The following is a 21,144-nucleotide window of genomic DNA, read 5'->3' on the forward strand; positions in this document are numbered from 1 at the left end:
CTTCACTCCGGGAAATGGCTGACGACGACGAACATCACTGTTCCCACAAGCGTCACGATGAAAGAGTAGGAGTAGAGCGACAGCGACAGGGGCTGCATCAGCATCACGACGCCAAGCGCGATCAGGATCGACGCCACCATTTCCCATGCATCGCGGCGCAGGCGGAACAGGCGATTGAGAAAGGTCGTCATTTGCGGACCGCTCCGAAGGTAATGCCGCGCAGGAGATGTTTGCGAAGCAGGATCGTGAAGACCATGACCGGCACCAGGAAGATGGTGGCGCCGGCGGCGACGGCGGGCCAGTCCTGGCCGCTGACGCCGATGATCGTCGGGATGAACGGCGGCGCCGTTTGCGCGTTGCCCGATGTGAGGAGGACGGCAAAGGCATATTCGTTCCATGCGAAGATCAGGCAGAAGATCGCCGTCGATGCGATGCCGGTGACGGCCTGGGGCAGCACGACTTTGTAGAAGGCCTGGAAGCGCGTATAGCCGTCGATCAGTGCCGCCTCTTCGTATTCGATCGGGATTTCGTCGATGAAACCCTTCAGCAGCCAGACCGAGAGGGACAGGTTTACCGCGGTATAGAGCAGGATCATGCCGGCATGCGTGTCGCTGAGACCCAGCGATCGGAACATCAGGAAGATCGGGATGGCGACGGCGATCGGCGGCATCATGCGCGTCGACAGAATGAAGAAGAGAAGATCGTCCTTCAACGGCACCTTGAACCGCGAAAAGGCATAGGCAGCCGCCGTGCCGAGCGTGATGCACAGGACGGTCGAGCCAAATCCGATGATGACGGAATTATAGAACCGCTCGGCAAAGCGCGAAGCACCGGTAATGACGACGCCCTCCTTGCGGACCAGTTTATCGTACCAGGTCGTCGGTTCGCCCAGTGCCTTGAGTTGATCCTCAGGCACGCGGGTGCGGGTCGTGAAGAGGTTCACATATCCCTCGACCGTCGGCTGGAACACCATTTTGGGCGGATAGGCGATCGCGTCCTCAGGTGATTTGAAACCGGTCCCGATGATCCACAGCAGCGGAAGGAGGGTGACGACGGCGTAGAAGACGACCAGAATACCGGCAACCCACTTCTGACGCCCGGATGGTTCGGTTACGGAATAGCTCATCGTTGTTTCACCTTGTTCAGAGCTTTGACGTAGATCGACGCAAGGCCGAAGACGGTGACGAAAAGAATGACGGCGTAGGCGGATGCGTAGCCGGTTCGCCATTGCTCGAAAGCGGCGCGCTTCAAATTGATCGAGGTCAGTTCGGTGATCGATCCCGGACCGCCGCCGGTCAGCTGAACCACGAGGTCGAACATCTTGAAATTCTCGATGCCGCGGAAGAGGACGGCCAGCATCAGGAACGGCAGCACCATCGGGATGGTGATGGTCCAGAACTGACGCCATTTGCTCGCGCGGTCGCATTCGGCCGCCTCGTAAATGCTGTCTGGAATGGAGCGCAGTCCTGCAAGACAGATCAGCATCACGAAGGGCGTCCACATCCAGGTGTCGACGATGACGATGGCCCAAGGTGCCAGCGACGTGTTGGCGATCATCGAGAAGCTGGAAGGATCGTTCCCTGTGAGGAAGCCGACCACGTAGTTGAACAGGCCGATTTGCGGCTGGTAGAGAAAGGTCCAGAAGTTGCCGACGACGGCGGGGCTCAGCATCATCGGAAGCACGATGATCGTCGTCCATAGGTCGTTGCCGCGGAACTTCTTGTTGATCAGATAGGCAAGCGAAAAGCCGATCAGCACCTGCAGCACGATGGTCCAGATCAGGAAATGAGCGGTGGCCTGCATGCTCTGCCAGATATCGCTATCCGTCAGGATGTTGATGTAGTTGCGCAAGCCGACGAACTCGATCGGCGCGTTGGGCCGGTTCACCCTGAAGTTGGTGAAACTCAGCCTGATCGTCCAGATCAGTGGAAAGATGTTGATGGCGAGCAGCAACACGATCGACGGTGTTACGAAGAGCCAGGCTATTGCGCGATCGGACAGGCCTTTGACCCGGGCCGCGATTGCAGGCGGAGTCGCGCTGGCGACCCGATCGATCGGGGAATGGAGCATGTTCATCTCCTTGGCATGAAAGATGGTGGTATGCAGGGCCGGCTCGGTCCACATGGCCGGCCCTGCGCGACGCTCACTGCTGGGAGAAAGCGGCTGTCAGCGTCAGTATTTTCCGTCGTCCTCGAAGACGCCCGTCCAATCCTTCACGAGGCCGTCGAGCGCGACTTTAGCGCTGCCCTGGTTTGCGACCACATAGTCGTGGAAGCGCTTCTGCGATGCCTGGAGGAGAGAGGCGTAGGCAGGTTCGGCCCAGAAGTCCTTCACGATCGCCATCGAATCGAGGAACGGCTTGGAGTAGGGCTGGCTGGAGGCGAAGCCCGGATCTTCCACGACTGCCCGAAGCGCGGAGTAGCCGCCGAGCTTCCACCATTTCTGCTGGATTTCAGGCTGACCGAACCACTTGATGTAGTCGAGCGCTTCCGTTTGTTTGTCGGAAGCGGCGACGACCGAAATGCCCTGGCCGCCGAGCTGGGCAAACTGCACACCCTTCGGGCCGGCCGGATTGGGGAAGTAGCCAGACTTGTCGCCGCCGACATTGCCATCGGCGTTGATCCCCGGCCAGGTGAAGGTGAAGTTCATCTGCAATGCGACCTGGCCGGATTTATAGGCGTCGACGTCCTGGGTCATGTAGGCGTCGGAATGGCCGGGCGGCGTGCAGCAATCGTAGAGCTTCTTGTATTCTTCAAGCCCGGCGACTGCATCGGGCGAGTTGACGAAACCTTCGAGATCGTAGGGCTTTTTCGGGTTCTGATATTCGAAGCCGTAGCTGTAGAGCGCATTCATGGCGCCCATGGTGATGCCTTCGGAGCCCCGTTCCGTATAGATCGCCGCGCCGTAGACCTTCTTGCCGTCGATTTCGCGCCCCTGAAAGAACTGGGCAATATCGACCAATTCGTCCCAGTTCTTCGGAACGGCGAGATCACGGCCGTATTTCTTCTTGAACTCGGCCTGCAATTCGGGACGTGAGAACCAGTCCTTGCGATAGGTCCAGCCGACCACGTCGCCGAAGGCCGGCATTGCCCAGTAGTTGGGCGAGTTCTTCGGCCATTCGGCATATCCGACGACGGTAGCCGGGATGAAATCGTCCATCTTGATTCCTTCCTTGTCGAAGAAATCGTTGAGCTTGACGTACTGCTTGTTCTCGGCCGCGCCGCCGATCCACTGGCTGTCGCCGATCAGCAGGTCGCAGAGTTTGCCGCCGGAATTCAGTTCGTTGAGCATGCGATCTGCAAAATTCGGCCACGGCACGAATTCGTAGTGCATCTTGTTGCCGCTCTTCGCCTCGAAATCCTTGCTGAGCTCGACGAGCGCATTGGCAGGATCCCATGCCGCCCAGCACAGGGTGAGGTCTGCGGCTTGGGCATGCGAAGCCGTACCGGCAGACGCGACGATATACATCCCGGCAGCGAGTGCCGAGCTCATCAAAAGAGACTTCATAACTGCGATCCTCCCGTTGAACCTCCCGACCTCCATCGCGAGGGTGAATGAAAAGCATTGCGGCAAGGGCGCATATGCTGGAGCGCGCTGTGGCCGCGTTATCGACTGCCCTTTCCGGTCTGGCCCGAAGAGCCCGTCGTAAATTATTTATAACTGAGGTGCGCACCTCAGCGCAAGCAAATTTTGAGGTGCGCACTTCAATTCTTGCAATTTTCATTTTTTTGAGGGAAACGTGAACGGTCCAAATCGCATCAGGAGCCCTTATGCGGCCAACAGCAAAAGACCTTGCGGAAGCCGCCGGCGTCAGCCTCGCGACCGTTGATCGCGTATTGAACGATCGCCCGAACGTGAGCAAAAAAGCGGTTCGCAGCGTTCACGAAGCCATTGAACGGATTGGCTTTATCCGCAACCCGGCGGCTGTGAGCCTGGCGCGCAACAAGAGCTATCGGTTCAGGTTTGTCCTGCCCAAGTCTGGCGATCTTTATCTTCGCGAGCTTTTGCGACGGGTGGAGGAGTTGGGGCAAGCCCTGAAGGGCGATCTTACCGATATCGATTATGTTCAAATTTCCACCGACGACGCGCATGGGGTGGCGAAGTATCTTGCTGGAATAGGTGAGGAAGAACTCGACGGAGTGGCGCTGATGGCGCCGGAATCGCCCCAGGTGCGCGATGCCGTGGCGCGGCTGCTCGAACGAAACATCAAGGTCGTGCAGTTTCTGTCCGGCCAGGAAAAGCTTCCCGCGGCCGATTTCGTCGGCGTGGACAATTTCGCGGCCGGGGCGACCGCCGGAAAGCTGATCGGCACATTTGCCTGCCGGACGCCGGGCAAGGTGATGGTGGTGGCCGAGACGATGCAATCGCTTGACAGCATTCAGCGCCGGCACGGTTTCGACACCATAATTAATGAGCGATTCCCGTTCCTTAGGTCTCTTCCTTCGATAGAGACGCATGCCGATGAGCGGCGCGCGAACGAGATCATCGGGCGTGTGCTCGATAACAACAAGGACATTATTGCCGTTTATGTTCTGAGTTCCGAGGCGCGCATTCCTCTTTCGGCAACCGCTGGGAAAGTCGATCTCGTCAACCTCGCAGTGGTCGTCCATGAGCGTACGCCGTTCAGCGAGGAAGCCTTGCGCGACGACCGCATCGACGCCGTCATCGCACAGGACCCTGGTCATGCGGTGCGCAGCGCAATCCGTATCATGCGGGCTCGCTCGGACGCCCGCGAGCCGCTGGCGGAACAGGAGAGAATAAGGATCGAGGTCCTTCTCAAGGAAAATCTCTGAGGAATCAATCCGCGACCCAGCGCCAGTTGAGGCGCGAACCTCATTGTGCTGCGACATGCTCTAGGCCCGAAGCTCGGAAAGCGCGATCCGCGCGACCGTCAACGCCGTCTCCGCCTGCTCGATATTGGGGTCGCCAAGGAACCAGGCGGCGGAAAGGCCCGAATAGGCGGCGATCCATTGCAGCAGCCGCTTCGGCTCCAGCCGGGCTTCTGCCGAGACGATGTCGAGCTGGCGGCGGAAACGGGCGGGGTCGGTAATGGTGGGCAATTCCTCGTTGGCGAAGATATTGGCGAAATCGAAACCGCGCTCGCCGCGGAGCCGTTTCGGATCGATCGCCAGCCAGCCGCGCTCCTCGAAATCGAGAATGTTGCCGTGGTGGATGTCGCCATGGAGGACGGAGAGATCGCGCTGATCGGCAAGGAGGACGTTGGCGACCGCCGAGCAATCGGCAAGCGTGCCGCCATATTTGGCGGCGGCTGGCTCGAGTTCGCGGAACCAGAGGGTGAGGGGAATGGGATCGGGGAGCGGTCTTTCGCGCGGAGCATGCAGCCGGGCTGCGGTGCGGCAGAGAATGCGGCTCGCTTCGTCGTCTTCTCCGTTCATCGCCATGGCAAGCAGCGAGCGTTTCCCGGTTGCCCTTTCCAGCAATACGGCGTCGTCTTCGTGGGCATAGACATGCGCAGCGCCGTCGCCGTCCCACCATTGCATCAACAGGGCGCCGTATCGTTCGTCGATATCGGTCGCGACTTTCAACATGGCGGGCCTCTCCTGCCAGAGGACCGGCAGCAGGCGGCTCGAATGGGTGATGATGGGCTCGCCGTCCGATATGAGGGACCAGCGATCGAGATGGGAAGCAAACATGCGTCCCATATAGGGATACTCAACGCAGAAATCCCACCTCTCGATGGGATTTCTTGATGCGTAGAAGAAGTCTCACGCGACCTTTTCGAGGGTGGGATAGTCGAGGTAGCCTTTGGCGGCGCCACCGTAGAAGGTCGACTGGTCGGGCGTGTTGAGCGGCAGGTTCTTTGCCAGCCGTTCGACGAGATCGGGATTGGCAATGAAGGGCTTGCCGAAAGCGACGAGATCGGCGCGGCCGCTTTCGGCGGCATCGATCGCGAGATCGCGGTCATAGCCGTTGTTGACCATCCAGCTGGCCTTGCCGCCGGCGGTTTCATAGGCCTGGCGCAGCGCCTTGTAATCGAAGGAGGGGTTGTCGCCTTGCTTGTAGTCGCGCTCGCCGCCGGTCTGGCCTTCGATGACGTGGATATAGGCGAGGCCGTATTTCGCCAGCCCTTCGACGACATGGGTGAAGGTCGCCTGCGGATTGGAATCATAACTTTCGCCCGACGGCGTCACCGGCGAGATGCGGATTGCGGTGCGGCCTGCGCCGACTTCCCTGACGACAGCATTGACGACTTCGAAGGTCAGGCGAGCGCGGTTCTCGATCGAGCCGCCATATTGGTCGGTGCGATCGTTGACGCCATCGCGGATGAACTGATCGAGCAGATAACCATTGGCGCCATGGATCTCGACACCGTCGAAGCCGGCATCGATCGCGGCGCGGGCTGCCTTGCGGTAATCCTCGACGATGCCGGGGATTTCGGAGGTTTCGAGCGCGCGGGGCTCGGAGGTATCGGCAAAGCTGCCGCTTCCGTCGGCGTTGACCAGATAGGTCTTTGCCTTGGCGACGCGATTGGTCGAGGAAACCGGCTTGCCGCCGTCCGGCTGCAGCGTCGTGTGCGAGATGCGGCCGACATGCCACATCTGGACGACGATCCTGCCGCCGGCGGTGTGGACGGCGTCGGTCACGCGCTTCCAGCCGTCGAGCGCTTCCTTGCTGTAGAGACCGGGCACGTCGGCATAACCCTGGCCCTGATGGGTGATCGCGGTCGCTTCGGTGATGATCAGGCCCGCCGTGGCGCGCTGGCGGTAATATTCGACATTGAGGTCGTTGGGGATCGCGCCCGGCGAACGGTTGCGGGTGAGCGGCGCCATGACGATGCGGTTCTTGACGGCGATATCGCCAACCTTGGTGGGTTCGAAAAGCTTGGCCATGATGGTCCTTTCTTTTGCGGGAGGATCACTCTGCGAGGGCAAGCGCAGCTCGGCCCTTGGCGGAGAGATAGGTGAGCGCCGTCGCACCCAGGCCGATCAGGGCCATCAGGGCTGCGGCGAGCGGAACGCGGGTGAGATCAAAGCCGGCATCGATGACCAGGCCGCCCGCCCAGGCGCCGAGCGCATTGCCGGTGTTGAAGGCGCCGATATTGATCGTCGAGACGAGGTTCGGCGCATCCTTGCCGAAACCGACGACGCCGACCTGCAGCGCCGGCACGGCGGCAAAGCTTGCGGTCGCCCAGAGAAAGAGGGTGATTTCAGCCGGGATGAAGAAACGGCTCGTATAGCTGAAGGCGATCGAAGTGACGGCGATGGCGGCGAAGACGCCGGCAAGTGTGACGCCGAGCCGCCAATCGGCAAGCTTGCCGCCGATGAGATTGCCGACAGTCAGCCCGAGGCCGATCAGGAACAGCGTCCAGGTGACGCCCTCAGGCGAAACGCCGGTGACGTCACGCAGGAGCGGCGCGATATAGGTGAAGAGGGCGAACATCGAGGCAGCGAAGAAGACGGTGGTGGAAAGCGCCAGCCAAAGGCCGCCATTCCTGAGTGCCGCAATCTCGCGCAGGATGCTGCCGGTTTGCTGCTTCTTGTCCTTCGGCAGGATGGCGATCAGGCCAAGAATGGTGACGGTGCCGATGACGGTGACGACGCCGAACGTGGCGCGCCAGCCATAGGCCTGGCCGATCGCGGTGCCGAGCGGCACGCCGAGGACGTTGGCAAGGGTCAGGCCGGTGAACATCAGCGCGACGGCGCGGGCCTTGCGGTCTTCGGCGACCAGGCCGGCGGCGACGACCGAGCCGATGCCGAAGAAGGCGCCGTGGCAGAGCGCGGTCACGATGCGAGCGATCATCAGCACCCAATAATCGGTCGCCAGAGCGCAAAGCAGGTTGCCGGCGATGAAGAAGGCCATCAGCGCAATCAGGGCGATGCGGCGCTTCAGCTTCGCTGTCGAAATTGCCATGACGGGTGCGCCGATCGCGACCGCGAGCGCATAACCCGTCACCAGCCGTCCGGCTTGCGGGATGGTCACCGAGAGATCGGCGGCGACTTCCGGCAGCAGACCCATGATGACGAATTCGGTCGTGCCTATCGCAAAGGAGCTCAAGGCGAGGACGAGAAGGGCGAGGGGCATTCTAGAGATCCCGTGTCAGCTGCTTGAGGAAAGCAGCGATCGTTTCTTCATTGCGCTTGTAGAAGATCCACTGGCCGACACGTTTCGTGGTGACGAGGCCGGCGCGCTGCAGGGTTCCGAGATGAGCCGAGACGGTGGATTGAGATAGGCCGCAACGCTCGAACTGGCTGGCGCAGACGCCCATTTCAAAGGGATGCTCCTGCGTGGGGAAATGTTCCGCGGGATTCTTCAGCCAGCTCAGAATGTCCATCCGGGTAGGGTGGGCGAGAGCCTTGATGATCTCGTCTTTGTCCATCGTCGCTTACCGAACTATAAATCGTGTTTGAACGATATATTGATCGTGGGATGCCGATATGCAAATCACGGAGACGTGAGGCGGCAGCTTTTGTTGATTGGGCAAATTTTGGGCAAAAAAAGAGGGCCACCGGAAAACCAGGGCCCTTTGAATTGTGAAGGTCAATAACCTCCAGAGGGGAACAGCTAATGCGGTGGAACTGGGAGAGAAACCACGAAATGCATCAGCTGGATTGGATATGGTGCTTCCTTAGGCAGGTTTCAATGCTTTTTTGTGCATGCCTGCTATGCGCCGCACAATTTTTTTGCGGCGCGGCATTTCTCGAAGCGGCAAGGCAAAAAAAGAGGGCCGCTGGAAAACCAGGGCCCTTATAATTGTGAAGGTTCAAAAACCTCCAGAGGGGAACAGCTAATGCGGTGGAACTGGGAGGAAAAGCCACCATGTGCATCAGCTATGTGCGATATGGTGGTTTAATGGGCAAACGGCAACCCTCATTTGTGCATGCCAGTCATGCACGCAATGCATAGTATGGAAATTATTCCATAAAACTGGCTCAAAAGTTCCAGTTTCTCGCTTTGCTGACGATGAAATCGCGGAAAGCCTTCAGCTTGGCGGCATTCTTGATCTCGTCGGGATAGCAAAAATAGGTGTCGAAAGACGGCACGTCGGCATTGATCGGCAGCTGAATCAGGCCAGGGTCGCGGCCGACGATATAGTCCGGCAGGCAGGCGACGCCGATTCCGAGCAGGCAGGCGCGCTTGATCGAGGTCTGGCTGTTGATCTGCAGATGCGGGATGCGCTTGTTGTCGGAGGAGCGGCCGGCGACTTCGAGCCAGTTGACGTCGAGCAGGTAGCTCGGCGCCGGCTCGCCGAAGGTGATGATGCGGTGATTGTCGAGATCCTCGATCTTCTGTGGTTCGCCATGGCGATTGATATAGGAGGGGGCCGCATAGACGTGCATGTGCACGGTGAAGAGCTTGCGCTGGATGAGGTCGGATTGCTGCGGCTGGCGCAGCCGGATCGCGCAGTCGGCATGGCGCATGTTCACATCCACTTCCTCGTTGTCGAGGATCAGCTGGATCTGAACGTCGGGATAAAGCTGCAGGAATTCCTGGATCTTGTCGGTGAGCCAACCCTGGCCGAGGCCGACCGTCGTTGTGACACGCAGCTTGCCGGACGGTGTCTCGGTCGTCTCGGTGAGCTGCATCTTCACAGTTTCGAGCTTCAGCAGCACGTCATGAGCGGTGCGGTAGAGCAACTCGCCCTGTTCCGTCAGGATCAGGCCGCGCGCGTGGCGGTGAAACAGCTTGGTACCGACATCCTGCTCCAGCGCGCTGACCTGGCGGCTGATGGCGGATTGGGACAGATGCAGTTTGTCCGCCGCATGCGTGAACGAACCCGCCTCGGCAGCTGCGTGAAAGATACGCAGCTTGTCCCAATCCAATGGCATTCCCCCACCCCTCATGCCGGTCTTACTCCGCAGCCACGGCGATAGGCATGTGGCCCGTCAGATATCGCTCGGCTTCGAGCGCTGCCATGCACCCCAAGCCGGCGGCGGTGATTGCCTGGCGGAACGTATCGTCGGTCACGTCGCCGGCGGCATAGACCCCCTCCAGGCTGGTCGCGGTCGAATCCGGCGCGGTCCAGAGGTAGCCATTGTCCTTCAGCTTCAGCTTGCCCTTGAAAAGCTCGGTTGCCGGGGCATGGCCGATGGCGACGAAGACGCCGTCGATCGGCATTTCGGTAATCGCACCGGTTCTGACGTCGCGCAGACGCGCACCAGTCACCGATTGCGGCATCGGCGGCTTGGCCGGGGTACCGGTGATTTCGGCGACCTCGGTGTTCCACAGCACCTTGACGTTTTCCTTGGCGAACAGGCGCTCCTGCAGGATCTTCTCGGCGCGGAAGGAGTCGCGGCGGTGCACCAATGTGACCGACTTCGCGATATTGGAGAGATAGAGCGCTTCTTCGACGGCGCTGTTGCCGCCACCGACCACGATGACGTCCTTGTTGCGATAGAAGAAACCGTCGCAGGTAGCGCAGGCGGAAACGCCGAAGCCCTGGAAATGCTGCTCGCTTTCGATGCCCAGCCACTTCGCCTTGGCGCCGGTGGCGATGATCAGCGTATCAGCGGTCCAGACCTGGCCGCTGTCGGTGCGGGCGACGAAGGGACGCTGGTTCAGGTCGACTTCGGTTACGAGGTCGTTGACGATCTCGGCGCCGACATGTTTTGCCTGCTGCAGCATCTGGTCCATCAGCCAGGGGCCCTGGATCGGATCGGCAAAGCCCGGATAATTCTCGACATCGGTGGTGATCATCAACTGGCCGCCCTGTTCGAGACCGGCGATCAGGACCGGTTTCAGCATGGCGCGCGCGGCATAGACCGCGGCGGTATAGCCGGCGGGTCCGGAACCGATGATGAGCACCTTCGTATGGCGGGCGGGCATGTCATTTCCTTTCGACTGGCAGGAGGGCGGCGGCTAAAAGGCGATTGCGGCCGTTTCGCGGTCCATGCGCCATTTATGAACGTCCAATGCTATTATTCAAGGGCAGCCTTGCATTACCAACAAGGCAAATCACGCTGTTGTGCAAGATTCCGTCATCGGCTTGAAACTTTCTTGCGTATTTCGCCGCTTTATATAGAAGCTCGCCGCTACGAATTAAAGAAAGGCCGCGATGTGGGTCGCACGGAACTCGACGTCATCGACATAAAGATCCTGCGGGAGCTGCAGGCCGATGGCCGCATGACCAATGTCGAACTCGCCGATCGCGTTGGCATCTCGGCGCCGCCCTGCCTGCGCCGGGTCCGCAAACTCGAGGAAGCCGGGATCATCGAAGGCTATCACGCCATGCTGAACAGCCCGAAGCTCGGCTTCGATCTGGTCGCTTTCTGCATGGTCGGGCTCAAACACCAGTCGGAAGGCAATCTCAAGGCGTTTGCCGCCGCCACCACCGAATGGCCGCTGGTGCGTCAGGCCTGGATGGTCTCGGGCGACAGCGATTTCCTGTTGCATTGCGTGGCGGAGAATCTCACCCATTTCCAGGATTTCGTCATAGAGATTCTGACGGCGAACGAGCATGTCGACACCGTGCGCACCATGCTGACGATCCGGCAGGTAAAGAAGCTCGGATTGGTCGAAGTCTGAAACAACCTAAAGCGCGTCGCGATCTTTCAGATTCGCTCGTTGCGCTTTAGGTTTTGCTTTTACCCATGTCGTTGCCGCAAAACCGCTGCACACTTTTGCGCGACATGGCTATTTGCGCGAGGCGTAGCCGCCCCGGTGGATGCCGTGGCGCTGCAGCTTGTCGTAAAAGGTCTTTCTCGGAATGCCGAGCGCCTCGATGGTGCGGCGCACGTCGCCGTTGTTGCTGGCGAGTGCGTCGCGGATGATTTCCGCCTCGTAGCGCTCCAGCCGCTCGGGCAGCGTGCCGCCGGTCGGCTGCGGGGGAGAGGATGGGTCTGCGCTGCCTTCGAGGCCCAACACCACGCGTTCGGCATAGTGGGAGAGTTCGCGGACGTTGCCTGGCCATGAATGGGTGGCAAGGCGGTGGCGAACCGCCTCCGAAAGCGGCGGCACATCGCGGCGGAAGCGCTCGGCGGCGCGGGCGGTAAAGTGGGAAAACAGCAGCGGAATATCGTCGCGGCGTTCCCTCAGCGGCGGAATCGAAATCGTCACGACATTCAGCCGGTAATAGAGGTCCTCACGAAAATCGCCGCGCACCTCGGGGTCGCCAAGGTCGATCTTGGCGGCCGCGACGACGCGCAGATCGACCGGGCGCACCTCGTTGGTGCCGAGCGGGGTGATCTCGCGCATTTCAAGCACGCGCAGCATCTTGACCTGCGTGGCGACAGGCATGCTTTCGATCTCGTCGAGGAAAAGCGTGCCGCCGCTTGCATGCTCGATGCGGCCCATACGGCGCTTCTGCGCGCCGGTAAAGGCGCCGGCCTCGTGGCCGAACAGTTCGCTTTCGATGACGGTTTCGGGGAGTGCCCCGCAGTTCAGCGCCACGAAATTGCCCTTCCGGCGGTGGCTCCACTGATGCAGGATCTGGGCGACGACTTCCTTGCCGCTGCCGGTTTCGCCGGCGACCAGCACGTCGACATCGGTATCGGCGATGTGGCGCAGAATTTTCCTCAGGTTTTCCATGGCAGGCGTCTGGCCGATCAGTGGCAAAGTCTCCTGCGCGTCTTCGGCGGCCCGGCGCAGCGCGCGGTTTTCCAGAACAAGCTGCCGCTTCTCGCCTGCGCGGCGTACGCTGTGCACGAGCCGATCGGCAGCGAAGGGTTTGGCGATGAAATCATAGGCGCCGTCCTGGATGGCCTGAACGGCCATCGGAATATCGCCGTGGCCGGTCATCAATATCACCGGCAGGTCGCCGTCCATGCCCTTCAGCGTGGCGAACAGCTGCAGCCCGTCGATCTCGGGCATGCGGATATCGGTGACGACGGGGCCGGCAAAATCGACCGTTAGTTCCTCCAGGGCGGCTTTCGCGCCGTCATAGGCCGAGACGGAGAAGCCGGCGAGTTCGAGGGTCTGGGCGGTGGCACGGCGCAGATCCCTGTCGTCGTCGATCAGCGCAACGGGCATCGGTGTGGCCATGATCAGGCCCTCCTCAGATGAATGATGAACCTTGTCCCGCTGCCATCGCTCTCCACCTCCATCCGGCCGCCGTAATCGCCGACGATATCCTTGGAGATAACGAGGCCCAGGCCGAGACCTTTTTCCTTCGAGGTGTTGAAGGGCGTGAACAGGCCCTTGCGGATATCGGGCGAAATGCCGGGGCCGTTGTCGGCGACCGTCAGCGTCACGATCTCCTGGTCATTCGATGTCCTGACCTCGACGCGCGCCTCGTCGGCTTTCGGGGCCACGGCCTCCAGCGCATTCTGAAGCAGGTTGATCAGCACCTGCTCGAGACGGATCCTACTGCCCATGACCTGCAGTTCGGCCGGCGGCAGCTCGATGTCGAGCGTATCCATGCGTCCGGCAAATCGGCTACGCAGCAGCATCACCGCGCCCTCGATGACGTCCTTCAGGCCTGTCGGCTCGGCGCTGCCGCGGCCCTTGCGGGCGAAGCTCTTCAGCTCCTCGGTGATCGAGCCGATGCGCTCCGTCAGAGCGGCGATGTTCTGAAGATTTTCACCGGCGGGCGCCGTCTGGCCGCGGTCGAGGAAGGTGCGGGCATTGTCCGCATAGGCGCGGATGGTCGCCACCGGCTGGTTGATCTCGTGGGCGACGCCGGCGGCCACTTGGCCCAGGATTGCCAGCCGGTTGGCCTGCACCAGATCCTGCTGCACGGCCTGCAGCTTCTGCTCGGTGCTGCGGTGACCGGCGATCTCGGCCTGCAGCCGATCCCGCGCCTGGCTGAGATCAAGCGTCCGTTCGGCCACGCGCCGTTCCAGTTCTTCACGCGCCTGCTGCTCCCTGAAAATTCGAAGGGTGGTCGTCTGGCGGCGGCGCAAGAGGAAGGCTGCGCCCGCCAGCAGCGGCAAAAGCAAGAGCAGCGCCAGCATGCGCGTTTCGCGGACCGCGGCATCGATGGACGGCCCCAATGCAACAAGATGCTGCAGATGCCAGCCGGTCGCAGGGATCGGCATCCCCACATCGAGAAAGCTGGTTTTTCCCGCGCCGCCGGGCGTGACGATCTCGACGACATCAAGCCTGTCGCCTAGGTGACTGATGATATCGAGCGGCAGCGGCTGAAGCGGCGCGTCGCCGAATTGAAGGCTCTCGCGGATCGCCGTCAGCCGATCCTCGGCGATACGGCCGATCGTCATGAACCGCCAGGAGGGAATGCTGGTGATGAGGACAATGCCACGATCGTCGATGACGTAGGACGGGGCGCCCGAGCCATTCCAATCCGTCTCGATATCGTCGAATTCGACCTTGACGACGACGACGCCCAGGAGACCGTCATCGCCTGATATCCGCTCGGAAATATAAAGGCCGGGCTGCTTGCTGACGGTGCCGAGCGCGAAATGCTCTGCCTGCCCTCGAGCGACAGCGCCCTGAAAATACTCGCGGAAACGATAGTCGTTGCCGACGAAGCTCGTCGGTTCGCGCCAGTTGCTGGCTGAAACCGCGATTCCGTTCTTGTCGATGACATAGATGACGGCGGCCTTCGTGCCGGCGGCCAGTGTCTCAAGCTTCCGGTTCAACTGCTCGAAAGTGCCGGCGTCGCGTCCAGCCAGGGCGGCGGCGAGCGCGGCATCTTGCGACAGCACGAAGGGCAGCGCCCGGTATTTTTCGAGGACGGTGCGCAGCAGCGCCACGTTCATCCTCGCATCGTTGCGGGCCTGTTCCTCCAGGGCAGCCTCCGCCCGGCGCCGGCCGATCTCGCCGCTGACCCAGAGGCTTGCGACGATGGCCGAGAGGGCGAGCACTGCATAGGCCCACCACATCCGGCGGATGCGGTGCTGCAAGGGCAAGGCGGGCCAAGGCCTTTGCGAGACTGACAAGGACATGGGGGATTTGTGCATTTTTCCGCACGAGACGCAAATAGATTTGTGTGGCTTTTCGCATCTCCTGAACGAGCCATCGGCCTACAGAAAGATTTTATGCTGGAAATACAAGGCTCTAGAAAGGTGGCGCGAAACTGGCACGGCGCTTGCGAAAGAGATGGCAACAACGGCTGAGCTGTTGGATTGAAGCGAACGGCTCGGGAGGCCGGAGTTCGTTCCGGACGAGCCTTTAGGAGGAAATCATGATCGCAGCACCACTCGATACAGTCGCAGACAGCAAGGGCAGGAAGCCCTTTTATTCCCATCTCTACGTCCAGGTTCTCGCCGCTATCGCTGCGGGTATCATTCTCGGTCATTTCTATCCCGACCTCGGCACCCAGCTGAAGCCGCTCGGCGATGCCTTCATCAAGCTCGTCAAGATGGTGATCGCGCCGGTCATCTTCCTGACGGTGGCCACCGGCATTGCCGGCATGAGCGACCTGAAGAAGGTCGGCCGCGTCGCTGGCAAGGCGATGCTCTACTTCCTGACCTTCTCGACGCTGGCGCTCGTCATCGGCATGATCGTCGCCAACGTCGTCCAGCCCGGCGCCGGCATGAACATCGATCCGGCATCCCTCGACCCGAAGGCCGTCGCCACCTTTGCCGATAAGGCGCATGAGCAGAGCATCGTCGGCTTCCTGACGAATATCATCCCGTCGACGATCGTCGGCGCCTTTGCCGATGGCGATATTCTGCAGGTGCTGTTCTTCTCGGTGCTCTTCGGCATCGCGCTCGCCATGGTTGGCGAAAAGGGCGAGCAGGTCGTCAATTTCCTCAACGCCCTGACGGCCCCCGTCTTCAAGCTCGTTGCCATCCTGATGAAGGCCGCCCCGATCGGCGCCTTCGGCGCCATGGCCTTCACGATCGGCAAGTACGGCGTCGGATCGATCGCCAACCTCGCCATGCTGATCGGCACCTTCTACCTCACCTCGCTGCTCTTCGTTCTTGTCGTGCTCGGCGCCGTCGCCCGCTATAACGGCTTCTCGATCCTGGCGCTGCTGCGCTACATCAAGGAAGAATTGCTGCTGGTTCTCGGCACCTCGTCTTCCGAAGCCGCACTTCCGGGACTGATGAACAAGATGGAAAAGGCCGGCTGCAAGCGCTCGGTCGTCGGCCTCGTCATCCCCACCGGCTATTCCTTCAACCTCGACGGCACCAATATCTACATGACACTGGCAGCCCTCTTCATTGCCCAGGCAACCGGCATCAATCTCTCCTGGGGTGACCAGATCCTGCTGCTGCTGGTAGCGATGCTGAGCTCCAAGGGTGCTGCCGGCATCACCGGCGCCGGCTTCATCACCCTTGCCGCGACGCTCTCCGTCGTGCCCTCCGTGCCGGTCGCCGGCATGGCGCTCATCCTCGGCATCGATCGCTTCATGTCGGAGTGCCGGGCGCTGACCAACCTCGTCGGCAATGCGGTCGCGACGATCGTCGTTGCCCGTTGGGAAAACGAGCTGGATACGGCGCAGCTCGCCAGAGCGCTGGGCGGCCAGGCAGAACAGGGCGCTCCGGCTGCCGGACTTCAGCCGGCGGAATAACAGGCCGACCTGTTCGCCATTCTCGGATATTTGCAGCGGCCCGTCATCCGATGGGCCGTTCGCTCGTTGATAACTCTCGTTCTCTAGTCGACGTCATCCTCGGCCTTGTTGTGCCGAAGGATCTGCTGCCCTATCAAACGGAGGCAGATGCTCGGGAAGCCTGAGCATGACGACGGAGAAGTTGGCCGGCTTTTTCAGCAGGCAGTTTCCCGTTTCGGCTTTAACCACTGTTGTCGCCGAGAAGGCGATCGTAAACAGCGCCAATCGCTTTTGCTTCCTTCTCCAGCGCGAAATTCGCCCGGACATGACGCAATGCATTCTCGCCATGCACGATCGCCAGCGCCGGATCTGCGATATAGGGGGCGATTGCCCGCGTCAGCGCTTCGCCATCGCCTGCAGCCACGACCGAACCGGTCTCGCCCTCGGCAATGAGTTCGGCATAGGCGCCCGCATCCGATGCCACTACGGCCGTCCGCGAGGCCATGGCTTCGAGCGGCGTCAAGCCGAAACCCTCGTTGCGGGAAGGGGCGACGTAGAGCGTCAGGCGGCGATACCAGACCTTGATATCAGGCACTTCGCCGAGAAACAGGATGCGGTCGGTGAGCCCGGCGGCGGCGACATCGGCCTTGAGCTTTTCGGCGAAGGCGGTGTGCTCGGCCGTCACGCGGCCGGAGACGACGGCTGTCCATTCCGGATGCTGCGGCAAGAGCTCGATCATCGCCTTAACGAATAGATCGGTGCCTTTCTGATGGCGCACGCGGCCGAAGCAGCCGACGAGATAGCGGCCGGGCAGGCCGGTCGCGGTTATGCCGTCGTCGGCGGTTTCCGGTGGGTGAAAGAGAGAAAGGTCGACGCCGTGCTGGATGACAGTGTGAGGCACTTCGAGGAAGGAGCCTGAGCGGTCACTGGTCGCGATCACCGCGTCCATGCGGCGGATCAGCCATTTCGTATAGGCGGTGTGACGGCGTTGCGCCGCCGAAGTGAAGAGCAGCTTCAGCGGCATGCGCAGGACATGGCGAAGCAGGATGCCGACGGCCATCTCATTGTTGCGGCGGGCGTGCCAGACGCGGTGACGTCGCCTGGCCGGCGGACGCCACAGCCCGAAAAGCTGCGCCCATCTCAGTTTGGCCAAGCCCTCCGGCAGGCCGGGGCCGAGCGTCGCTATGCGCATCCCAAGCCAGATCTGGCATGGGATGAGCTGAACGATGGTCGACGTGACGCCGGAGAGCCGGCGCTTGAAGTTGGGCGCGATGATCTCGACGTCACGAATATCCGGCAAGGAATGGGTCTCGTGTCTGACGGGCGATCAGCCCCAGGAAACCTGTAGGATTTCGTAGGCCTTGGAGCCGCCCGGCGCATTGACCTCGATGGAATCGCCGACTTCCTTGCCGATCAGCGCACGGGCGATCGGGGAGGAGATGGAGATGCGGCCGGCCTTGACGTCGGCTTCCTGGTCGCCAACGATCTGGTAGGTCTTTTCTTCCTCGGTGTCCTCGTCAACGAGCTTCACCTTGGCGCCGAACTTGATCTTGTCGCCGGACATTTTCGTGAGGTCGATGACCTCGGCGCGGGCCGTCAGGTCTTCCAGCTCGGTGATGCGGCCCTCATTGTGGCTCTGGGCTTCCTTGGCGGCATGGTATTCGGCATTTTCGGAAAGGTCGCCATGAGCACGGGCTTCGGCGATCGCCTCGATGATTCGGGGGCGCTCCTCCTGCTGACGCCAGCGCAGCTCTTCCTGCAGCTTGACGAAACCACCCTGTGTCATCGGTACCTTATCAACCATTTTTCTGTCCTTCACTCCTTGCGGCCGCCGTCTTGCGTCAGCACAGTCAGGCACACACAAAAGAAAACAGGTCCCGAAGAGGAACTTCGGAACCGTGCCACAATCATAGTTGCATGCTTATAGCAGATCGCCACGGCTGATTTCCAGAAAATTCGCATAAATGAAACGGATACCCGCTGGTACGTCGGGTGATGCGTGCCAAACGGGGGAGCGGCAGCCGCGCCGGGATTGACTTTGCGCCATGGAACATATAGTGAACATACTAATGAAGAAGTCGCTAACCGAACGTTTGGCCATCCTTTCCGATGCCGCAAAATACGATGCTTCCTGTGCCTCCAGCGGCACGGTGAAACGCGATTCGAGCGCAAGCGGCGGACTGGGTTCGACCGAGGGATCCGGCATCTGCCATGCCTATGCTCCGGATGGACGGTGCATTTCGCTTCTGAAGATCCTGCTCACCAATTTCTGCATCTACGACTGTGCCTATTGCGTCAATCGCTCCTCCAGCAATGTCGAGCGCGCACGCTTCACGACGGAGGAAGTCGTCTGGCTGACGCTCGAATTCTACCGACGCAACTATATCGAAGGCCTCTTCCTTTCCTCCGGCATCATTCGCTCTTCCGATTACACGATGGAGGAGATGGTCCGCATCGTCCGCGAGCTGCGGGTGACGCATAATTTCCGCGGCTATATCCATCTGAAAGCGATCCCCGAGGCGTCGCCGCATCTGATCGAGGAGGCGGGGCTTCATGCCGATCGGCTGTCGCTCAATATCGAGCTGCCGACCGACAGCGGGATTTCCCGTTTCGCGCCGGAAAAGAAGCCCGTCAATATCAGACGATCGATGGCGGATATCAGGTCGAAGATCGAGGCTGCCGATGAACCGACGCTTAAGACCGGGAAACGCCAGCGTTTCGTGCCAGCCGGCCAGAGCACGCAGATGATCGTCGGGGCGGATGGGGCCAATGACGCGACTATTCTGGCGAGCAGCGGCCGGCTCTACAGCAGCTATGGCCTGAGGCGCGTCTATTACTCCGCCTTCAGCCCCATCCCGGACTCCTCGAAAAACCTGCCGCTGATCAAGCCGCCGCTGATGCGCGAGCATCGGCTTTACCAGGCCGACTGGCTCTATCGGTTCTACGGTTTCGGCATCGAGGAGATTACTGCGAACCAGGCGGACGGCATGCTCGATCTCAATCTCGATCCGAAGCTTGCCTGGGCGCTTGCCAACCGGGGCGAATTTCCCGTCGACATCAACAAGGCCGAGCGCGAGCGGTTGCTGCGTGTGCCGGGCCTCGGCACCAAAACCGTGAAAGCGATCGTCTCTGCGCGCCGTTTTCGTCGCCTGCGGCTTGATGATCTCTCCCGACTCGGAGTTTCGATCAAGAAAGTCCAATCCTTCATCTCCGCGGAAGGCTGGTCGCCGCGACGGCTGGTCGACCGCCCGGACCTGCGCGCCGTGTTCCAGCCGCAGCATGAACAATTGTCCTTGCTGTGATGCGCCGGGTCGTGCTTGCAGGACGTGGAGATCTTGGCGAATGGCGCGATGCCGCACGCGTTTTGGCGGCAGCCGGCATCTTGCCCGAGGAGATCGACTGGCGCGAAAAAAGCGCCGAGGCCGATCTGTCGTTTCAACGGGACGCCATGCCGCCAGCGCCTGCGACAACGCGTAAGCCGATGACGGTGCCGCCCGCTTTCATCGAGCTTGCTGAGACCGTCCTCTGCCATTCCGATCCGGCGCGATTTTCTCTGCTGTACCGTCTCCTCTGGAGGCTGCAGCTGGATCGGCAACTGCTGGAGGTGACCTCCGACGAGGATGTTGTGCGGGCCAGGCTGATGGCGAAGAACATTCGGCGCGACGCGCACAAGATGACGGCCTTCGTCCGTTTCAAGGAAGTCGGCGCGGTATCGGCAGGTCGTCGGAAATTCCTCGCCTGGTTCGAGCCGGACCATCATGTCGTCAGGCGCACGGCTCCCTTTTTCCAGCGCCGTTTCAGCGACATGGACTGGCTGATCGCCACGCCCAAGGGCTCGGCGGCCTGGAACGGCGAGCGGCTGACGATTGCCGACGAGCCATGCGAAAGGCCTAATCTCACCGATGCCACGGACGAACTCTGGCGAACCTACTATGCCAGCATCTTCAACCCCGCGCGGTTGAAGGTGAAGGCGATGCAGGCGGAGATGCCGAAGAAATACTGGAAGAACCTGCCGGAGGCCGACCTCATTCCTGGCTTGATTGCATCGGCCGAAAGCAAGGTGCGGGAGATGGCGGCGCGGGAGGCGACGCAGTCGCTGCCGTTTCACGACCGCTTGCAGCGGGCCGCGCGCAATCTCCCCGCAGAACCAGCGGCTCCTGCGGGCACGCTGGAAGCACTGCGCGCGGAGGCCGCTGTCTGCACACGCTGCCCGCTTCATGCAAATGCGACGCGGACGGTATTCGGAGAGGGGCCGCGCGATGCGCAGGTGATGTTCGTCGGCGAGCAGCCGGGCGACCAGGAGGATATTTCCGGGCGTCCCTTCGTCGGTCCCGCCGGCAGGCTTCTCGATCAGGTGATATCGGAGGCGGGCATCGACCGCTCGAGGCTCTACGTCACCAATGCCGTCAAGCATTTCAAATACGAGCCGCGGGGCAAGCGTCGCATCCATCAGAAGCCGAATATGAATGAGGTGAAGCATTGCCGCTGGTGGCTCGATCGCGAGATGGCGCTCCTCAAGCCGAAACTGATTGTCGCATTGGGGGCGACGGCGCTTGCGGCGCTGACCGATGTCAAAGAGCGCCTGCAGGATGTCAGGGGAAGGGCGATGGCGATCGAAGGAGGGCGCACGCTCTTCGTGACGGTGCATCCGTCCTATCTGCTGCGCATTCCGGACGAGCGACTGAAGGCGGAGGAGCTGGCCCGGTTTCGCGTGGATATGCTGAAGGTTCAGCGGCTTATGGTCTCAGCCGGATAAATTGATTCCGGTGGAGTTCGCGCCACTGCCCGTC

General features: G+C 61.1%; 20 protein-coding genes. 6 read left to right on the forward strand and 14 right to left on the reverse strand.

The annotated features are described in order from the left end of the window. Nucleotides 1-2: 2 nt before the first annotated feature. From HJC04_RS20955 to HJC04_RS20970, 4 genes are all read right to left on the reverse strand, one after another. On the reverse strand, nt 3-191 hold the full coding sequence (locus HJC04_RS20955; RefSeq protein WP_097610864.1) for a hypothetical protein: 189 nt from the start codon (nt 189-191) through the stop codon (nt 3-5). Further along, complete coding sequence (locus HJC04_RS20960) at nt 188-1,126, reverse strand: carbohydrate ABC transporter permease (protein ID WP_210630506.1); 939 nt, start codon at nt 1,124-1,126, stop codon at nt 188-190. Before HJC04_RS20960 ends, HJC04_RS20955 begins: the two co-directional genes overlap by 4 nt. Next, entirely contained in the window at nt 1,123-2,070 is a 948-nt protein-coding gene (locus HJC04_RS20965; protein ID WP_210630507.1) for a carbohydrate ABC transporter permease, read from the reverse strand. Before HJC04_RS20965 ends, HJC04_RS20960 begins: the two co-directional genes overlap by 4 nt. A 102-nt stretch (nt 2,071-2,172) precedes the next feature. Beyond that, complete coding sequence (locus HJC04_RS20970) at nt 2,173-3,507, reverse strand: ABC transporter substrate-binding protein (RefSeq protein ID WP_221146984.1); 1,335 nt, start codon at nt 3,505-3,507, stop codon at nt 2,173-2,175. A 47-nt stretch (nt 3,508-3,554) separates the two neighbouring features. Between HJC04_RS20970 and HJC04_RS20975 the strand changes: the two genes are divergently transcribed. Continuing rightward, the gene (locus HJC04_RS20975) at nt 3,555-3,743 is read left to right on the forward strand and encodes a hypothetical protein (RefSeq protein ID WP_221146985.1); all 189 of its coding nucleotides are present in this window, start codon (nt 3,555-3,557) and stop codon (nt 3,741-3,743) included. A gap of 27 nt (nt 3,744-3,770) precedes the next feature. Beyond that, nucleotides 3,771-4,793: a LacI family DNA-binding transcriptional regulator gene (locus tag HJC04_RS20980; RefSeq protein ID WP_210630509.1), complete on the forward strand. Its 1,023-nt coding sequence runs from the start codon at nt 3,771-3,773 to the stop codon at nt 4,791-4,793. 60 nt (nt 4,794-4,853) lie between these two features. Here the strand turns inward: HJC04_RS20980 and HJC04_RS20985 are convergent, their stop codons facing one another. The 6 genes from HJC04_RS20985 to trxB all read right to left on the reverse strand — a co-directional run bounded on the left by HJC04_RS20985 (nt 4,854) and on the right by trxB (nt 10,785). Continuing rightward, a complete protein-coding gene (locus tag HJC04_RS20985; RefSeq protein ID WP_210631586.1) occupies nt 4,854-5,654 on the reverse strand; it encodes an aminoglycoside phosphotransferase family protein in 801 nt (266 codons plus the stop codon). 72 nt (nt 5,655-5,726) lie between these two features. Continuing rightward, on the reverse strand, nt 5,727-6,851 hold the full coding sequence (locus tag HJC04_RS20990) for an alkene reductase (RefSeq protein ID WP_221146986.1): 1,125 nt from the start codon (nt 6,849-6,851) through the stop codon (nt 5,727-5,729). Between the two features lie 25 nt (nt 6,852-6,876). Further along, complete coding sequence (locus HJC04_RS20995) at nt 6,877-8,043, reverse strand: MFS transporter (RefSeq protein WP_221146987.1); 1,167 nt, start codon at nt 8,041-8,043, stop codon at nt 6,877-6,879. A 1-nt stretch (nt 8,044) separates the two neighbouring features. After that, nucleotides 8,045-8,338 (reverse strand): helix-turn-helix transcriptional regulator, encoded by a 294-nt coding sequence (locus tag HJC04_RS21000; protein WP_210630512.1) that lies wholly within the window; start codon nt 8,336-8,338, stop codon nt 8,045-8,047. Nucleotides 8,339-8,891: 553 nt separating this feature from the next. Beyond that, nucleotides 8,892-9,788 (reverse strand): LysR family transcriptional regulator VtlR, encoded by an 897-nt coding sequence (locus HJC04_RS21005; RefSeq protein WP_085778879.1) that lies wholly within the window; start codon nt 9,786-9,788, stop codon nt 8,892-8,894. A gap of 22 nt (nt 9,789-9,810) precedes the next feature. Further along, nucleotides 9,811-10,785 (reverse strand): thioredoxin-disulfide reductase, encoded by a 975-nt coding sequence (gene trxB / locus HJC04_RS21010; protein ID WP_210630513.1) that lies wholly within the window; start codon nt 10,783-10,785, stop codon nt 9,811-9,813. A 231-nt stretch (nt 10,786-11,016) separates the two neighbouring features. On the opposite strand from trxB, the gene HJC04_RS21015 reads away from it, so the two are divergent. After that, entirely contained in the window at nt 11,017-11,484 is a 468-nt protein-coding gene (locus tag HJC04_RS21015; protein ID WP_064695956.1) for an Lrp/AsnC family transcriptional regulator, read from the forward strand. Between the two features lie 108 nt (nt 11,485-11,592). Here HJC04_RS21015 and HJC04_RS21020 read toward each other — a convergent pair whose 3' ends face one another. Both HJC04_RS21020 and HJC04_RS21025 read right to left on the reverse strand, forming a co-directional pair. Then, nucleotides 11,593-12,939 (reverse strand): sigma-54 dependent transcriptional regulator, encoded by a 1,347-nt coding sequence (locus HJC04_RS21020; RefSeq protein WP_221146988.1) that lies wholly within the window; start codon nt 12,937-12,939, stop codon nt 11,593-11,595. 2 nt (nt 12,940-12,941) lie between these two features. Further along, on the reverse strand, nt 12,942-14,816 hold the full coding sequence (locus tag HJC04_RS21025; RefSeq protein WP_221146989.1) for an ATP-binding protein: 1,875 nt from the start codon (nt 14,814-14,816) through the stop codon (nt 12,942-12,944). A 224-nt stretch (nt 14,817-15,040) separates the two neighbouring features. Here HJC04_RS21025 and HJC04_RS21030 point away from each other — a divergent pair, with 224 nt between their 5' ends. Beyond that, nucleotides 15,041-16,375 carry a dicarboxylate/amino acid:cation symporter gene (locus HJC04_RS21030; protein WP_210630516.1) on the forward strand — a complete coding sequence of 445 codons (1,335 nt, stop codon included), beginning with the start codon at nt 15,041-15,043 and terminating at the stop codon, nt 16,373-16,375. 220 nt (nt 16,376-16,595) lie between these two features. Here the strand turns inward: HJC04_RS21030 and HJC04_RS21035 are convergent, their stop codons facing one another. After that, a complete protein-coding gene (locus tag HJC04_RS21035) occupies nt 16,596-17,654 on the reverse strand; it encodes a glycosyltransferase family 4 protein (protein WP_210630517.1) in 1,059 nt (352 codons plus the stop codon). 27 nt (nt 17,655-17,681) lie between these two features. Further along, nucleotides 17,682-18,158, reverse strand: a complete 477-nt coding sequence (gene greA / locus HJC04_RS21040) for a transcription elongation factor GreA (RefSeq protein WP_004672775.1) — start codon at nt 18,156-18,158, stop codon at nt 17,682-17,684. 265 nt (nt 18,159-18,423) lie between these two features. On the opposite strand from greA, the gene HJC04_RS21045 reads away from it, so the two are divergent. Further along, nucleotides 18,424-19,656 carry a putative DNA modification/repair radical SAM protein gene (locus HJC04_RS21045; RefSeq protein WP_221147000.1) on the forward strand — a complete coding sequence of 411 codons (1,233 nt, stop codon included), beginning with the start codon at nt 18,424-18,426 and terminating at the stop codon, nt 19,654-19,656. Beyond that, nucleotides 19,656-21,110, forward strand: a complete 1,455-nt coding sequence (locus tag HJC04_RS21050; RefSeq protein ID WP_221147001.1) for a UdgX family uracil-DNA binding protein — start codon at nt 19,656-19,658, stop codon at nt 21,108-21,110. The genes HJC04_RS21045 and HJC04_RS21050 overlap by 1 nt, the downstream gene beginning before the upstream one ends. Nucleotides 21,111-21,144: the final 34 nt, after the last annotated feature.

Origin of the sequence: Rhizobium sp. NLR8a (assembly GCF_019685235.1) — a bacterium.
GTDB lineage: Bacteria > Pseudomonadota > Alphaproteobacteria > Rhizobiales > Rhizobiaceae > Rhizobium.

Coding starts and splice junctions, on each gene's coding strand:
- HJC04_RS20955 (WP_097610864.1), bottom strand. CDS start 191: ATGACGACCTTTCTCAATCGCCTGTTCCGCCTGCGCCGCGATGCATGG.
- HJC04_RS20960 (WP_210630506.1), bottom strand. CDS start 1,126: ATGAGCTATTCCGTAACCGAACCATCCGGGCGTCAGAAGTGGGTTGCC.
- HJC04_RS20965 (WP_210630507.1), bottom strand. CDS start 2,070: ATGCTCCATTCCCCGATCGATCGGGTCGCCAGCGCGACTCCGCCTGCA.
- HJC04_RS20970 (WP_221146984.1), bottom strand. CDS start 3,507: ATGAAGTCTCTTTTGATGAGCTCGGCACTCGCTGCCGGGATGTATATC.
- HJC04_RS20975 (WP_221146985.1), top strand. CDS start 3,555: ATGAAAAGCATTGCGGCAAGGGCGCATATGCTGGAGCGCGCTGTGGCC.
- HJC04_RS20980 (WP_210630509.1), top strand. CDS start 3,771: ATGCGGCCAACAGCAAAAGACCTTGCGGAAGCCGCCGGCGTCAGCCTC.
- HJC04_RS20985 (WP_210631586.1), bottom strand. CDS start 5,654: ATGTTTGCTTCCCATCTCGATCGCTGGTCCCTCATATCGGACGGCGAG.
- HJC04_RS20990 (WP_221146986.1), bottom strand. CDS start 6,851: ATGGCCAAGCTTTTCGAACCCACCAAGGTTGGCGATATCGCCGTCAAG.
- HJC04_RS20995 (WP_221146987.1), bottom strand. CDS start 8,043: ATGCCCCTCGCCCTTCTCGTCCTCGCCTTGAGCTCCTTTGCGATAGGC.
- HJC04_RS21000 (WP_210630512.1), bottom strand. CDS start 8,338: ATGGACAAAGACGAGATCATCAAGGCTCTCGCCCACCCTACCCGGATG.
- HJC04_RS21005 (WP_085778879.1), bottom strand. CDS start 9,788: ATGCCATTGGATTGGGACAAGCTGCGTATCTTTCACGCAGCTGCCGAG.
- trxB (WP_210630513.1), bottom strand. CDS start 10,785: ATGCCCGCCCGCCATACGAAGGTGCTCATCATCGGTTCCGGACCCGCC.
- HJC04_RS21020 (WP_221146988.1), bottom strand. CDS start 12,939: ATGGCCACACCGATGCCCGTTGCGCTGATCGACGACGACAGGGATCTG.
- HJC04_RS21025 (WP_221146989.1), bottom strand. CDS start 14,816: ATGCACAAATCCCCCATGTCCTTGTCAGTCTCGCAAAGGCCTTGGCCC.
- HJC04_RS21030 (WP_210630516.1), top strand. CDS start 15,041: ATGATCGCAGCACCACTCGATACAGTCGCAGACAGCAAGGGCAGGAAG.
- greA (WP_004672775.1), bottom strand. CDS start 18,158: ATGGTTGATAAGGTACCGATGACACAGGGTGGTTTCGTCAAGCTGCAG.
- HJC04_RS21045 (WP_221147000.1), top strand. CDS start 18,424: ATGAAGAAGTCGCTAACCGAACGTTTGGCCATCCTTTCCGATGCCGCA.
- HJC04_RS21050 (WP_221147001.1), top strand. CDS start 19,656: ATGCGCCGGGTCGTGCTTGCAGGACGTGGAGATCTTGGCGAATGGCGC.